Annotated in this window: 13 protein-coding genes; all 13 read right to left on the bottom strand. The window is 35.6% G+C overall.

The window, feature by feature from the left end; translation table 11 throughout:
* Positions 1–30 precede the first annotated feature (30 nt).
* Complete coding sequence (locus ACFPM4_RS02995; RefSeq protein WP_382347538.1) at positions 31–1,029, bottom strand: polysaccharide deacetylase family protein; 999 nt, start codon at positions 1,027–1,029, stop codon at positions 31–33.
* A gap of 129 nt (positions 1,030–1,158) precedes the next feature.
* A complete protein-coding gene (pnp, locus tag ACFPM4_RS03000; protein ID WP_382347541.1) occupies positions 1,159–3,279 on the bottom strand; it encodes a polyribonucleotide nucleotidyltransferase in 2,121 nt (706 codons plus the stop codon).
* A 446-nt stretch (positions 3,280–3,725) separates the two neighbouring features.
* Positions 3,726–3,995 carry a 30S ribosomal protein S15 gene (rpsO, locus tag ACFPM4_RS03005; RefSeq protein ID WP_144920034.1) on the bottom strand — a complete coding sequence of 90 codons (270 nt, stop codon included), beginning with the start codon at positions 3,993–3,995 and terminating at the stop codon, positions 3,726–3,728.
* A gap of 113 nt (positions 3,996–4,108) precedes the next feature.
* Positions 4,109–5,047, bottom strand: a complete 939-nt coding sequence (gene ribF, locus ACFPM4_RS03010; protein ID WP_382348157.1) for a bifunctional riboflavin kinase/FAD synthetase — start codon at positions 5,045–5,047, stop codon at positions 4,109–4,111.
* A gap of 38 nt (positions 5,048–5,085) precedes the next feature.
* Entirely contained in the window at positions 5,086–5,991 is a 906-nt protein-coding gene (gene truB / locus ACFPM4_RS03015; protein ID WP_382347545.1) for a tRNA pseudouridine(55) synthase TruB, read from the bottom strand.
* 67 nt (positions 5,992–6,058) lie between these two features.
* Positions 6,059–6,400 (bottom strand): 30S ribosome-binding factor RbfA, encoded by a 342-nt coding sequence (gene rbfA, locus ACFPM4_RS03020; RefSeq protein WP_144920040.1) that lies wholly within the window; start codon positions 6,398–6,400, stop codon positions 6,059–6,061.
* An 18-nt stretch (positions 6,401–6,418) separates the two neighbouring features.
* Entirely contained in the window at positions 6,419–6,697 is a 279-nt protein-coding gene (locus ACFPM4_RS03025) for a DUF503 domain-containing protein (RefSeq protein WP_382347549.1), read from the bottom strand.
* Positions 6,694–8,958, bottom strand: coding sequence for a translation initiation factor IF-2 (infB, locus tag ACFPM4_RS03030; protein WP_382347552.1), 2,265 nt, complete (start codon positions 8,956–8,958; stop codon positions 6,694–6,696). Before infB ends, ACFPM4_RS03025 begins: the two co-directional genes overlap by 4 nt.
* Positions 8,959–8,973: 15 nt before the next feature.
* Complete coding sequence (locus tag ACFPM4_RS03035) at positions 8,974–9,279, bottom strand: YlxQ family RNA-binding protein (RefSeq protein WP_144920046.1); 306 nt, start codon at positions 9,277–9,279, stop codon at positions 8,974–8,976.
* 4 nt (positions 9,280–9,283) lie between these two features.
* Complete coding sequence (gene rnpM, locus ACFPM4_RS03040; protein WP_144920048.1) at positions 9,284–9,559, bottom strand: RNase P modulator RnpM; 276 nt, start codon at positions 9,557–9,559, stop codon at positions 9,284–9,286.
* Between the two features lie 12 nt (positions 9,560–9,571).
* The gene (gene nusA, locus ACFPM4_RS03045; protein WP_144920050.1) at positions 9,572–10,699 is read right to left on the bottom strand and encodes a transcription termination factor NusA; all 1,128 of its coding nucleotides are present in this window, start codon (positions 10,697–10,699) and stop codon (positions 9,572–9,574) included.
* Between the two features lie 88 nt (positions 10,700–10,787).
* A complete protein-coding gene (rimP, locus tag ACFPM4_RS03050) occupies positions 10,788–11,255 on the bottom strand; it encodes a ribosome maturation factor RimP (RefSeq protein WP_382347556.1) in 468 nt (155 codons plus the stop codon).
* Positions 11,256–11,424: 169 nt separating this feature from the next.
* On the bottom strand, positions 11,425–15,747 hold the full coding sequence (locus tag ACFPM4_RS03055; RefSeq protein ID WP_382347559.1) for a PolC-type DNA polymerase III: 4,323 nt from the start codon (positions 15,745–15,747) through the stop codon (positions 11,425–11,427).
* Positions 15,748–15,750 lie beyond the last annotated feature (3 nt).

Below are 15,750 nucleotides of genomic sequence, written 5' to 3' on the forward strand. Positions count from 1 at the left end.
TGCCATTTGTCCATATCAGTGGAAAACACATTATGGATGTTGCGTATTTTCTTCCATGTCTAATTCTTCTCTTTTTATGATACGCTCTTCATCCATTAATTTCGTAACAGTACCAATTCTTAAGTTTTTTGAACGAATTTCCGAAATTAACGTATTTAAAGCTTTTTCTGTTGCCTTAGTTGGATGCATAAGAATCATCGCACCTGGATGTACCTTGGATATTACCCGCTGGAGCAATTGTTCAGGTGTTGGTTCTCGCCAATCAATTGTGTCAACAGTCCACATTACTGTTTTCATATGTAAAGAATCAGCAATAAGAACAGTTTCTTCTCGAAATGCACCGGCCGGAGGACCAAACCATGTTACTGTTTTTCCAGTTGTAGCTTCGATGATTTCGTTCGTTTTCACTAATTCTTCTTTAATTCTATATGAACTAATATTTGCCATGTTGGGATGACTATAGGAATGATTTCCTATTTCATGTCCACCATCAGCAATCATTTTTGCAAGATCTGGATTTTCTTTAACCCAGCGTCCTTCCAAAAAGAAGGTAGCATGTACTTTATTTTCCTTAAGCGTTGCCAATATGGAAGGTAAATATTCATTTCCCCATGCAACATTGATTAGGAAACTAACAGCTGGTTTTTCTGGATGTCCTCTATAAATAGGTGATGGTGGCAAATCCTCCAAATGTATTTTGGGTGGTATTTGTTTAAATACTATCTTTTGTACATCAAAGGCTTTTTCTTTTATCATCTTATTATATGATGCCTCTACATCCACTTCTAATCCATTATATCCTGGCATTGCTTTCCAAACTCGGTCGATTTTAGCATCAGATGGCGCTTTATTGAACTTTTTAGCTGCTGCATCAATCAGCTCTTGTAGATTTGACATATCTTGAGTACTTACATATACACTATTACTTCTTAATTCACTAATATACGTTTTACTTAATGGATTAAAAATTACAGACACTGATAGAATAACAATCACAACAAAGCCAATCAAGCTTTTTGCCCGAATCACATGCAAAACCTCCTTCCTCATAAAATATGATTAGGAAGGACAAGTTAGAACATCTAGCTCTATATGTTTAGTTTGCAATTTATGTAAATAGAAAATGCCAGGATTTCTCCTGGCATTTTCTATTTACTTTTACTTCGCTTTTTCTTCTTTTTCTTTCTGCTCTTTTAGAACTGCTTTCCTTGAAACATTTACTCGACCTTGATTATCAATTTCAAGTACTTTTACAAGGATTTCATCGCCGATTGAAACAACGTCTTCCACTTTATTCACACGTTCTTCAGCTAATTGAGATATATGAACTAAACCGTCTTTTCCAGCGAATAGTTCTACAAACGCACCAAATTTTTCAATTCTCTTTACTTTTCCAAGATACATTTGTCCAACTTCTACTTCTCTTACAATATCTTCTATAATCTTTCTTGCTTTCACATTCATTTCTTCGTCTGAGGAAGCAATAAAGACCTTACCATCTTGCTCTATATCAATTTTTACGCCAGTTTCATCAATAATTTTATTGATTTGTTTTCCACTTGGTCCAATTACATCCCTAATCTTATCTGGATTTATTGTCATAGTAAGAATCTTCGGAGCATACTTCGATAAATGCTCTCTAGGTGTTGAGATTGTTGCTAGCATAGATTTTAATATATGCATACGTCCTTCTTTTGCTTGAAGCAATGCTTCTTCAAGTATTTGACGAGACAATCCCTCAATTTTTATATCCATCTGCAATGCAGTAACACCTTTTTCAGTTCCTGCAACTTTAAAGTCCATATCACCTAAATGGTCTTCCATTCCTTGGATATCTGTAAGTACTGTATAATGATCACCAGATTTTACTAGTCCCATTGCAATACCTGCCACTGGAGCTTTAATTGGAACACCTGCATCCATCATTGCCAAAGTACTTGCACAAATACTTGCTTGTGATGTGGAGCCATTTGATTCTAATACTTCAGATACGAGACGGATTGTATAAGGGAAATCCGCTTCATTAGGGATTACAGGCTCTAATGCACGTTCTCCTAAAGCACCGTGACCAATTTCTCTTCGACCTGGTCCACGAATTGGTCCAGTTTCCCCTACACTAAAGTGAGGGAAATTATAATGGTGCATAAATCGTTTCGTCTCTTCTACTCCCAATCCATCAAGAATTTGAACATCTCCTAATGCACCGAGAGTACAAATGCTTAATGCTTGCGTTTGGCCGCGAGTAAACAAGCCAGAACCATGTGTACGTGGTAAAAGATTCACTTCGGATGATAATGGTCGAATTTCGTCCGGCTTTCTACCATCTGGACGTACCTTTTCCACTGTAATTAATCTACGAACTTCTTCTTTCACCAAATTACTCAAAATTTGAGAAACTTGTTTTAGTGTATCTTCATCTATATCTTCACGTTCATTAAACTCTAAAATAACTCTTTCCTTCACTGCACTAATTGCATCTTCTCTTGCATGTTTTTCTTCTACTTGGATTGCAGCAACTAAATCTTTTTCACACATGCTTCGTACTACTTGATCAAGCTCCTTGTCCACTTCATAAAGAGTTACTTCCATTTTCTCTTTACCAACAGCGCGAACAATTTCTTCTTGGAATGCAATCAATTTTTTGATTTCTTCATGACCAAACATTATTGCTTCTAACATTGTTTCTTCAGGTACTTCAAGAGCTCCTGCTTCCACCATATTTATAGCATCTTTTGTTCCAGCTACAGTTAATGTGATATCGCTTTTTTCCACTTGTTCAACAGTTGGGTTCACAATAAAATTACCATCTACTCTACCAACTTCAACACCAGCTATTGGCCCTTCAAATGGTATATCAGATGTACTTAAAGCTAGTGATGAACCAAACATTGCTGCCATTTCTGAAGAGCAATTTTGATCCACACTCATTACAATACTTATTACTTGTACATCGTTTCTGAAACCATCCGCAAATAATGGACGAATAGGACGGTCAATTAAACGGCTTGCTAGAATGGCTTTTTCACTTGGACGTCCCTCTCTCTTAATGAAACCTCCAGGAATTTTCCCAACTGCATATAATCTTTCTTCATAATTTACAGTTAAAGGGAAGAAATCAACTGCTTTTGCTTCTTTAGACGCAGTGGCAGTACAAAGTACAGCAGTTTCACCATAGCGAATTAGTACTGCACCGTTTGCTTGTTTTGCTAATTGGCCAACTTCTACTGTTAGGTTTCTGCCAGCCCAGTCCATGCTAAATGTTTGTTTCTGTTGTTCCATATAGATAATCCTCACTTTCGATTCCATGCTGGACTTATTTATTATTGTTTACGAAAAATAAAAATAAGTCCTTGTAATTTGTTGGAATCACCGTTCATGACTTCACACTGAACATTAGACATAAATATGATTGATGACAATTGAATCAATTTCTAATTGTTTTCTTTCATCTTGATAAAGTGTTTTCTTCTACATATGTAAATAATACTTATGGCCTTATAATATTTCTCCATCTTGTTAGTTTCAATATTGAATTTACAAAACGATAGAGCAACAAGTCTTCACATTTCTTATCATATGTATGTCCAATGTTCAGTTCTGCCATTTTCATGACAGTTCTTTAGATGATTGGTTTGTCAATAAACGGTTATCCAATTTTTACTAGTTTGGTTAATCCTAAAAAAAAGCGGGAATGTACTCCCCGCTTTTTCTGACGGCGCATTGTCTTATCGACGAAGGCCAAGTTTGTTAATTAGATCACGATAACGTTGAACATCTTTATTACGAAGATACGTTAAAAGATTACGGCGTCGGCCTACCATTTTCAATAATCCACGTCTTGAATGATGGTCCTTTTTGTGTACACGAAGATGCTCGTTCAATTTGTTGATTTCTTCTGTTAAAACCGCAATTTGAACTTCCGGAGATCCGGTATCAGTTTCATGAATCTTGTATTGGTTGATGATTTCATTTTTTTGTTGTTGAGAAATCGCCATCCTAGTCACCTCCTAATTTTCTATCCCCTATTACCTAGCAAACGTTGGTGAGGCGTATTGCCAAGCAAAGGTTCTTGTTACTGTAATAGAATATCATCTTTCATAGGGTAAAATCAAGTTTCTTTATCGAGTTTTTTAAAGTAATCCCTTGCAGTTTCCACATCTTTATTCATTTCAGCTATTAAATCATCGACATTCTCGAATTTTAACTCATCTCGAATTCTTTCATGCCATTCAATAGCAACTTTTTCCCCATAAATATATTGATTATAATCCAAAATAAAAACTTCTATAGATAATTGCTTTCTATCAGTGAATGTAGGATTATAACCAACATTACATACACCATTTTCCCATTTTCCTGAAACAAAGAATTTTACCGAATATATTCCACCCTTCGGAGTTAAATAATCTCCTTCAAGTGCTACATTCGCTGTTGGAAAACCAATCGTTCTACCACGTTTATCACCGTTTACTACGGTACCCTCTGTAATATAGTAGCGGCCTAATAGTTTTCTAGCGCTTTGCATATCACCATTATTAATTAATTGTCTAATCGCGGTTGAACTAATCTTTTCATTATTCTTTTCGAGTTTTGATATCGTTGTAACATCAAAATTCCCTTTACTATGTTTTGGTAACAATTCCATATTTCCTTTGCCAAACTTACCATAGGAATAATCAAAGCCTGCAATAACGTGCTTTACATTTAAATTAATTAAATATTGATTAACAAATTCTTCTGGTTCTAGACTTGAAAAAGCTGAAGTAAATCGGATAACAAATAAATAATCTACACCAAGAGTATTAATAAATTTAATTTTATCTTCTAAAGGAGTTATATACTGAACGGGCTTTTTTCCTTTACCTAAAACTACAGAAGGATGTGGATCAAAGGTCATCACAGCACTTTTCCAATTATTTTCTTTAGCGATGGATGTTGCAGTAGAAATTACTTTCTGATGTCCAATATGTACTCCATCAAAGAATCCTAGTGCTATTGCTAGCTCAGGGTATTCTCCTTTTTGAAATTGATGAGGATGATGTATCATTTTAACTTGCAATTTTTATCACCTATTTTCGTTGAATCTTAAGTATTACGTAAAATTTTAACCGGCTTTATAACATTTTCTTTATTTGGATGGAGTTGATATATTGCAAATGCTTCCGAATTATATTCCATCACCACATGTCCATCTGGCCAATCTACTGGTTTTGGTAATACTGCTCCATTTTTAATTCTCAACACTAAACTATCATCTAAAATGTATTTCGGCAAATATGAAATACCCGTCTCTAATGGATAAATATTATCCATTAGTTCGCCATTTAACATGAATTTCTCGATGTCTTCGAACGATAAACAATGTTCTGACGTAAACGAAGCGGAAGCAATTCTCGTTAACTTTGACATATGAGCCGGATAACCTAGTTTTTCACCTATTGTTACGGCCAGTGTTCTAATATAAGTACCTTTACTACATTTCACTCGAAAAGAAAATACACATTTTCCATCGTTCATTTTTATCGAATCTTCATCTAGACTAATTTGATAAATATGAACTTTTCGTGTTGGTCTTTCTACTGTAATGCCTGCTCGGGCATATTCATATAATTTTTTCCCATTTACTTTGACCGCAGAATACATTGGAGGTGTTTGTTCTATTTCACCTGTTAGTGTCTGCAACACATTTTTTATTGCTTGTATAGAAATAGGATTTTCTATCTTTTTCGACTCTACTATTTCACCATGAGCATCTTCCGTTGTTGTCGAATATCCGATTGTTACTTCACCTATGTATTCTTTACCTGCATCTGTAATATACTTAGCCACTTTTGTTGCTCTACCTATACAAATTGGCAGTACACCATCTACTTCTGGGTCTAATGTTCCTGTATGACCAACTTTTTTCATTTTTAATATTTTACGGATTTTAAAAACACAGTCATGGGATGTCATTCCCCTCGGTTTCCAAAGAGGTATAATACCGTCCATTGTAACCTCCTATATTCATCAATAAAAATGGATAGACATATGTCTATCCATGTTCATTGAATAATGATTAATCATTTTTAATTTCCTTTAATAATGTTTCGATTCGATTTCCATAATCGATTGATTCGTCGAATTCAAAAATTAGTTCAGGAGTTTTTCGCAAACGAATTCTTTGACCAATTTCTGACCTAATAAACCCTTTTGCTTTTTCGAGGCCTTTTAGCGTATTTTCCTTCTGATCATCATCACCTAGTACTGAAATATATACGGTCGCTTGTTGGAGATCACCTGTAACATGTACATCTGTAATCGTAACAAAACCTACTCTAGGGTCTTTTAGTTTTCTGGTGATGATGTCACCAAGTTCCTTTTTCATTTGTTCGCCAACTCGGTTTGCACGTACACTCATGTATAACACCTCATTAATTTACAGCCACTCGAAATTCGTTTCTATTCTCTCCCATTCTGGAAAAGAATCCATAAATTTCAAGGCATTAAGTAATTCACGCTCACATTGTTTTTTTGAGGATGAAACAGTTACTAATGCTATCTTGGTAATATTCCACATATCTTGATGTCCGATTTCAGAAACAGCAATATTATACTTCTGTTTCACCCTCATGATTACTCTTTGTAAAACCGCACGTTTTTCTTTAAGGGATTGAGCATGAAATATGGTAATTTCACATTCAACATATCCTATCAAGTACGTTCAATCTCTTCCATTAAGAAGGCTTCAATAACATCTTCTTCTTTAATATCATTAAAGTTCTTAATTGTTATACCACATTCATAACCTTGACTTACTTCTTTTACATCGTCTTTATAGCGTTTGAGGTCATCAATAACCCCTTCAAAAATGACGATTCCATTTCTAATTAATCGTACGCCACTATCACGTGTAATCTTTCCATCCGTTACATATGAACCAGCGATTGTACCAATTTTAGAAACTTTGAATGTTTGGCGAACTTCTGCTTGCCCAATTACTTTTTCTTCATATTCTGGATCAAGCATACCTTTCATTGCTGCCTCAATTTCTTCAATTGCTTTATAAATAACACGATGTAGGCGAACTTCTACTTTTTCAGCTTCAGCAGCGCGTTTTGCATTCACATCAGGTCTAACATTAAATCCAATAACAATTGCATTGGAAGCTGCTGCTAAAGTAATATCAGATTCATTAATTGCACCAACTGCAGTATGGATTATTTTAATATTAACCCCTTCTACATCAATCTGTCTTAGTGCTGCTGCTAGAGCTTCTACAGATCCTTGAACATCTGCTTTCACAATAACATTTAGATCTTTCATCTCGCCTTGTTTCATTTGCTCAAATAATGTATCAAGGCTAACACGAGAACTTTCATTTCTGGAAGCTAGTAATGCTTCTTGTGCACGAATTTCTCCAATTTGCCTTGCTGTCTTCTCATCATCAAAAACAACAAATCTGTCTCCAGCTTGTGGAACATCATTAAGACCTGTAATTTCTACTGGAGTTGATGGTCCTGCAGTTTTCACTCGACGTCCGACATCATTTACCATTGCCCGGACACGACCAAAGGTACTTCCAACAACAATCGGATCACCGATTTTCAACGTACCATTTTGGACTAGAAGTGTTGCAACAGATCCACGACCTTTATCTAATTGTGCTTCTATTACTGTTCCTATAGCGTTACGGTTAGGATTTGCCTTTAACTCTTCAACCTCACTAACTAAAAGGACCATTTCAAGTAAATTGTCAATTCCTTCGCCTTTTAGTGCTGAGATTGGAACAAAGATAGTATCTCCACCCCAATCTTCCGGAATTAAGCCGTGTTCTGTTAATTCTTGCATAACTCGATCCGGATTTGCAGTTGGTTTATCCATTTTATTTACAGCAACAATAATTGGAACTTCAGCTGCTTTTGCATGATTAATTGCTTCCACAGTTTGTGGCATAACACCATCATCTGCTGCAACAACTAATATGGTAATATCGGTAACTTTTGCGCCTCTTGCACGCATTGTTGTAAACGCTGCGTGACCAGGTGTGTCTAGGAATGTAATTTTCTTTTCGTTACTTACGATCTGATAGGCACCAATATGTTGCGTGATACCCCCAGCTTCACCAGCAGTTACTTTTGTATTTCTTAATGAGTCTAGTAATGTGGTTTTACCATGGTCAACGTGACCCATAATTGTAACTACTGAGGGACGCTCCACTAAGTCTTCCTCATTATCATCATTAAAATACACTTCAAGATCAGTTGTATCGATTTGAATTTCTTCTTCAACTTCTACGCCATATTCTGAACAAATTAATTCAATCGCATCTTTATCTAGATCTTGATTAATAGTAGCAATTACACCTAGCATAAATAACTTTTTAATGATTTCAGAAGGCTCTCTATGGATTTTTTTTGCTAATTCACCAACTGTAAGTGAACCGGAAAAGATAATTTTCTCTGGTAATTCTTTTTGCTTTGGTGGAGCTGGTTGATGTTGCTGTGGCTTTTGCCTTTGTTTTGAATTATTGTTATTACCTTTTTTATTACTATTGTTATTTTTGTTTCCCCTATTATCTTTCTGCTGCCTATTTTTAGGTTGGTTACCGGTACTATTTTTCATATTAGGTTTATTTTGCCTCATCTCATTGCGTGGATTTGCTTTTTTGTCTGTTTTATCATTCGAACGTTTTACCGCATTATCGCTATTATTTGATTGCGTTTTATTTTGAATGTTCGTTGCAGTATTACTCTTATTTCGAGTATGTTGATTATTATTAGCAGTATTTTTCCCGCTATTATTTGGCTGACTTGCTTGTTTTCCATTAAAAATATTATCTAATTTATTCGCTGTATCACGATCAATCATCGACATATGGTTTGATACTGTAACATTCAAACCTTTAAGCTTTTCAATAATATCCTTACTGGAAGTGTTTTGTTTTTTAGCATATTCATATACACGTATTTTACTCATTGGTTCACCCCCGTTTTATTCATCGAGCATGGAAGAAAGTTTCTGTGCAAAACCTTCATCCAAGACCGCTACAACTACTCTTTCAAACTTTCCTATAGCATGGCCTAATTGATTTCTTGACTGTACGAATCGGAAAGGAATTTTGTAGAATGTACATTTGTCCTGGATTTTTTTAGTAGTATTAATGGAAGCATCTTTAGATATAAGTACTAGCTTTGCTTTATTACTCTTTATTTCCTTCACTACTAACTCTTCTCCAGAAATAATCTTTCTAGCTCGATTTGCCAATCCAAGCAGTGACATCCATTTCTCTTGTTGCATTATCTCACTTACTTTCATTATCTACTAATGCAAGTAGTTCTTCATATACGGATTCATCAACTTCAGTATTAAGTTGGCTAGCAAACAAATTCTTTTGTTTTGCCTTCATTATTGCTTCGCGATCTAAAGATACGTATGCTCCTCGACCTGGTTTTTTCCCTGTTACGTCGACGGAGACTTCACCTTCTTTAGAACGTACGATTCTAATCATCTCTTTTTTTGGCTTCATTTCCCCTGTTGCTAAACATTTTCTCATCGGAATCTTTCTTTGTTTCGCCAAACCTATTCACCTCTATTCGATGTCGTCCTCATTGAAATTAAAATCATCATTTGAGTCATCGTCATCAAAAAGTAAAAGCGGTTCTTCACGTGGATAAATACCAGCTTCACGAGCATCTGTTTCACTCTTAATATCGATTTTCCAACCTGTTAATTTAGCTGCTAGTCGTGCATTTTGTCCTCTTTTCCCTATCGCTAGAGAAAGTTGGTAATCTGGAACGACGACAGTGGTTGCTTTTTCTTCCTCATTAACCGCAACATCTAGAACCTTGGATGGACTTAATGCATTCGCTACGAAGACTACAGGATCTTGTGACCATTCCACAATATCAATTTTTTCGCCTTTTAACTCGTTTACAATTGCCTGAACACGAGTCCCCTTTGGTCCAACACAGGATCCAACTGGATCAATTTCTGGATTATCTGTACCTACAGAAATTTTAGAGCGGTCTCCAGCTTCACGTGCTACAGACTTAATTTCAACTGTACCATCAAAAATTTCAGGTACTTCAATTTCAAATAGTCTTTTTAATAAACCAGGATGTGTTCTCGATACATATATTTGCGGACCTTTTGTTGTTTTCTCTACCTTTGTAATGAAAACCTTAATACGATCATGTGGCTTATATGTTTCATTCGGCATTTGCTCACTTTGTGGTAATAAAGCTTCAATCTTACCAAGACTCACATAAATATAGCGAGAGTCATAACGTTGAACAATTCCTGTCATGATGTCCTCTTCGCGATCGATAAATTCAGAATATATGATTCCTCTTTCTGCCTCGCGAACTCGTTGTGTAACAACTTGCTTAGCAGTTTGAGCAGCGATTCTACCAAAATCCTTTGGTGTAACTTCCAGCTCTACAATATCTCCAATTTCATAGGATGGATTTAGTTTTTTCGCTTCGTCTATGGAGATTTCTAACCTAGAATCAAAAACACCCTCAACGATTTCTTTACGAGCAAATACTCTCATGGTACCAGTCTCTAAATTTAAGTCAACACGGACATTTTGTGCTTGATTAAAGTTTCGTTTATAAGCAGAAACAAGGGCTGCTTCTATCGCTTCAATCAAAACATTTCGACTAATCCCTTTTTCTTTTTCCAATATAATGAGAGCATCTAATAACTCTGAGCTCATTCAAATGTCATCCCCTTTTAACTTACGTTAGTAAGTAATTATTGGCATTCATACAATCAGTTATGATGAATGGCCAATTTCATATTTTTTAAAATATAATTGCCAATCTGGCACTCGCTATTTTATCGGTAGGTACTTCAACTATGCTCGTTCTAGTCTTCACCTTAATTTCCATCGTTAATTTGCCTTCGATAAAATCAATAAGTTTGCCTTCAAAAGACTTTTCACCATTTAAAGGTTCATATGTTTTGACAAATATGTTTTTTCCTATCGCTTTTTTAAAATCTGCTTCTTTTTTCAGTGGTCGTTCTGCACCTGGTGAAGAAACTTCTAAAAAATAGTTATGAGGTATTGGATCAAGCTTATCTAGGTGTTCACTCAATCGCTCACTCACAATGCCACATTCCTCGATATCTATACCCTCGTCCTTATCAATGAATATACGGAGAAACCAGTTCTTACCTTCCTTAACATATTCCACATCTACGAGTTCAAGATTCATATCTGCGATTATGGGCGTTACGAGTTCTTCAACTAAGTCGGTTACTTTGCTCATAATTACCTCCATGTCCACAAGTTCAAGGTGTATTGGTTAATTTTCCAGTACAATACGAAAGAGTGGGGGGCGCCCACTCTTTCGTCAATAGAGAGTTATTTACAGTATTTCCATAAAAAATATACCATACTCATCTTTATTTTGCAAATAAACCCTTTGTTTATAGGATTTAGAATAATGATAATTGGTTTTGATCTGGTAGTGATTCTAAACATCCATGTTTGTCCAAATACTCGATAATAGTTTTTGAAACTTTACCACGTTGCTGAAGGTCTTCTTTTGAAAGAAATTCTCCATCCTCACGTGCCTTTACAATGTTAATAGCAGCATTTGTCCCTAAGCCTGGTATAGCATTAAATGGTGGAATCAGTGAATCACCGTCAATAATAAATTCCGATGCTTTTGAGCGGTATAAATCTACTTTTTGAAAACTGAAGCCTCTTTCACACATTTCCAAAGCTATTTCTAAAACTGTAAGTAAGTTTTTCTCTTTTGTTGATGCTTCTAGACCTTTTGCATTAATTTCTTCAATTCTAGCACGCAATGTTTGAGAGCCTCGGACCATTGCTTCTAAATCGAAATCATCTGCTCTTACAGTAAAATAGGATGCATAATAATATAGTGGGTAATGTACTTTAAAATATGCAATTCTAACTGCCATTAAAACATATGCGGCAGCATGGGCTTTCGGGAACATATATTTAATCTTTTTACAAGAATCAATATACCATTCTGGTACATTATTTTTTCTCATTTCATCTTCCCATTCAGGTGTTAAACCTTTCCCTTTACGAACTGATTCCATTATTTTAAATGCTAAGGATGGTTCTAATCCTTGATAAATGAGATACACCATTATATCGTCCCGGCAACCAATAACTTCAGATAGGGTACATGTTTTATCATGGATAAGCTCCTGTGCATTACCTAACCAAACATCCGTACCATGTGATAATCCAGAAATTTGCACTAGTTCTGAGAAGGTTGTTGGCTTCGTATCTTCAAGCATTTGCCTTACAAACCTTGTCCCAAATTCTGGAATTCCCAAAGTACCAGTTTTACACATAATTTGCTCTTCCGTTACCCCTAGTGATTCAGTACCACTAAATATCTTCATTACTTCGGAATCATCGGTTGGGATAGTTTTAGGATCAATTCCACTTAAATCCTGTAACATCCGAATCATGGTCGGATCATCGTGACCTAGAATGTCTAGTTTTAGTAAATTATCATGGATGGAATGGAAATCAAAATGGGTAGTTTTCCATTCGGACTCACTATCATCAGCTGGAAATTGAATTGGTGAAAAATCATATATCTCCATATCATCCGGAACAACGATAATACCACCCGGGTGCTGCCCCGTCGTTCTCTTTACCCCTGTACAACCTTGAACTAAACGGTCAATTTCCGCTCCTCGAAGATGAACATTATTGTCTTGAGCATATCCCTTCACATAACCAAATGCCGTTTTCTCTGCTACTGTTCCAATTGTTCCTGCTCGATATACGTAATCTTCTCCAAATAAAACCTTTGTATAGTTGTGTGCTATTGGTTGATATTCTCCTGAGAAGTTTAAATCAATATCTGGTACTTTATCGCCTTTAAATCCAAGGAATGTTTCAAATGGAATATCATGTCCATCTTTTTTGAATGCAGACCCACAATGAGGACAATCTTTATCTGGTAAATCAAACCCTGAACCGACAGAACCATCATCAAAAAACTCTGAGTGTTTACAATTAGGACACACATAGTGTGGAGGTAGTGGATTTACTTCCGTGATTTCTGTCATTGTCGCAACAAATGATGAACCTACTGAACCACGGGAACCAACTAGATAGCCATCATCGAGTGACTTCTTAACAAGTTTATGAGAAATTAAATAAATGACCGCAAAACCATGACCAATAATACTTTTTAATTCTTTCTCAAGTCTTGCTTCAATTATTTCCGGAAGTTCATCTCCATAAATACTTCTTGCCATGTTATAACTCATGGAACGAATTTCTTCGTCAGCACCTTCAATTTTAGGTGTATATAAGTCATCCTTAATTGGCTTTATGACATCGATTTTATCAGCAATTGCATTAGTATTCGTTACAACGATTTCCTTCGCCTTATCTGCTCCTAAAAATGCAAACTCTGAAAGCATTTCATTTGTTGTCCGGAAGTGCACATCAGGTAATTCATTTCGATTTAATGGATTAGCTCCACCTTGTGAATTAATTAAGATTTTCCGATAAATTTTATCTACTTCATTCAAATAATGTACATTACCAGTTGCAACAACTGGAATATCAAGCTTTTCACCTAGGTTCACGATATTTTTTATTATATCTTCTAAGTCTGCTTCATCTCTTACTAGTTCTGCTTCAATTAATGGTGCATATACAGGTTTCGGATGAACTTCTAAATAATCATAAAAAGCAGCTGCCTTTTCTGCCTCCGCACTCCCTTTTTGCATCATTGCCTCAAAGACTTCCCCTTTATCACAACCTGAACCAACGAGTATCCCTTCACGATGTTTTTCTAACAAGGATCTTGGAATACGTGGAACGCGATAAAAGTAATTTAAATGTGAAATAGAAACAAGTTTAAATAAGTTCTTTAAACCAGCCTCTGTTTGCGCCAATAATGTACAATGGCTAGGTCTTGCTCGTTTATATGCATCGCCAACACCCATATAATCATTAAATTGATCATGATATTCAATCCCTTTTTCTGTTGCATCTTTTAACATTTTTAGGAATAAATAACCTGTTGCTTCTGCATCATAAATCGCACGGTGATGCTGAGTTAATTCAATATCAAATTTTTTCGCTAATGTGTTTAGGCGATGATTTTTAAATTGTGGATATAGGAACCTCGCTAATTCTAATGTATCTATAACAGGATTAGTAGCTTTTCCTACACCGATTTTTTGGTATCCAGTGTTCAAGAAGCCCATATCAAAAGAAGCGTTATGTGCTACATATATCCCATCTTTTGACCATTCGTAAAATTTCTGAAGCATCTCTTCTACTTCAGGAGCATCTCTAACCATATCATCCGTTATCCCAGTTAGTTCTATCGTTGTTGCGGACAATGGATGATGAGGATTAGCAAAGCTTTCAAACTTATCGACAACTTCTCCCCCGCGGATTTTTACCGCTGCCAACTCAATAATCGTATCGTAAATTGCAGATAGTCCAGTTGTCTCAACGTCAAATACAATATACTCAGCTGTTTCTAATAATTGATGGGTACTATTATATGCAATTGGAACTCCATCATCGATTAAGTTTGCTTCCAATCCATATAAAATTTTTATGTCGTTCTTCTTACCAGCGCTATAAGCTTCTGGGAATGATTGAACTACGGCATGATCCGTTATTGCGATAGCTTTATGACCCCATTTTTTCGCTTGCTCTACATATTTCGAAACAGAAGTTACAGCATCCATTTGACTCATCGGTGAATGAAGATGGAGTTCTACACGCTTTTCATCTTCATCTGCAAGGTCATGTCGAGACTTTGGTTTTATCTCATTAATATCATTTGCGATCATCACTAGATCGCGCACAAACGTATCATTTTGCACGCTACCGCGAACTCTGACCCACATACCTTTTTTTACACGGTTAAGTAATTCGGCATCTTCTTTATCACGTGAAAACATCTTGATTAAGATAGAATCGGTATAATCAGTAAGTTTGAAGGTTAATAAAGTCCTTCCACTTCTTAACTCTCTTGTTTCCGCATCAAAAATATAACCCTCCAGCGCAATTCTACGTTCTTCATCCACAATTTCTTCAATCTTTTTGAAATCCTCATCATTTTTTATCGTAATACCTATCGACAGTGGCCCAGCAGAAGCAGCATCTTCTTTATCTTTCGAGTTATCTTGCTGCATATCTATAACAGCTTGTCTTGCACGTTCTTGATCCTCTTTCTGCTTCGCTTCTAGGAATCTTTGATAGTCTTCATTTACTTCTTCCAATTCCACAACATTTGCATCTAGTTGTAGCGGTGGAAAGCCTACATTTTCAAATGCTTGTTGAACAATTTCACTATATTTCGTTTTTAATGTTCTCGCTTCTGTATCGTTATTGGCATTAACTAGAAGCTTATTCCCTTTTAATGTCGGTAATTGCTCATTTAATAATTTTAGTAGAATTGGTGAAATGCCATCGATTTCTTGTATGCAATAAGTCCAATAATCATGAACTAATTGTTCTGTAATTTCATTGTTTCTGACCTTTATATTAAAACTTACAGAGGCAATATGTTGAAAGGATTGTTTTAGATGAAGTGAAAAATGTTGTAATACGTTACAAGGTATTATCTTTTCCATCAAAAATGTAAAATGCCATCTTTTCTGTTTTCGATCTACAATCAACTTTGCTATTTCAGCATTAGAAAAGTGAATCATAAAAGCATCATCCGTCAATTGTAGTTGTTGTAATAGTAATTGAAATCTTTCTTTTGATTCAGTGGAGTTAATTGCCACAAT

It is taken from the genome of Lederbergia graminis, from assembly GCF_042655485.1.
Taxonomy (GTDB): Bacteria; Bacillota; Bacilli; order Bacillales; family Bacillaceae_C; genus Lederbergia; species Lederbergia graminis.

What these genes read in the sequence shown, in the direction of transcription:
- rpsO (WP_144920034.1), bottom strand. Translation starts at nt 3,995, where the DNA reads ATGGCGATTTCTCAACAACAAAAAAATGAAATCATCAACCAATACAAG.
- rimP (WP_382347556.1), bottom strand. Translation starts at nt 11,255, where the DNA reads ATGAGCAAAGTAACCGACTTAGTTGAAGAACTCGTAACGCCCATAATC.
- truB (WP_382347545.1), bottom strand. Translation starts at nt 5,991, where the DNA reads ATGGACGGTATTATACCTCTTTGGAAACCGAGGGGAATGACATCCCAT.
- ACFPM4_RS03035 (WP_144920046.1), bottom strand. Translation starts at nt 9,279, where the DNA reads ATGCAACAAGAGAAATGGATGTCACTGCTTGGATTGGCAAATCGAGCT.
- rbfA (WP_144920040.1), bottom strand. Translation starts at nt 6,400, where the DNA reads ATGAGTGTACGTGCAAACCGAGTTGGCGAACAAATGAAAAAGGAACTT.
- ribF (WP_382348157.1), bottom strand. Translation starts at nt 5,047, where the DNA reads ATGATACATCATCCTCATCAATTTCAAAAAGGAGAATACCCTGAGCTA.
- pnp (WP_382347541.1), bottom strand. Translation starts at nt 3,279, where the DNA reads ATGGAACAACAGAAACAAACATTTAGCATGGACTGGGCTGGCAGAAAC.
- infB (WP_382347552.1), bottom strand. Translation starts at nt 8,958, where the DNA reads ATGAGTAAAATACGTGTATATGAATATGCTAAAAAACAAAACACTTCC.
- nusA (WP_144920050.1), bottom strand. Translation starts at nt 10,699, where the DNA reads ATGAGCTCAGAGTTATTAGATGCTCTCATTATATTGGAAAAAGAAAAA.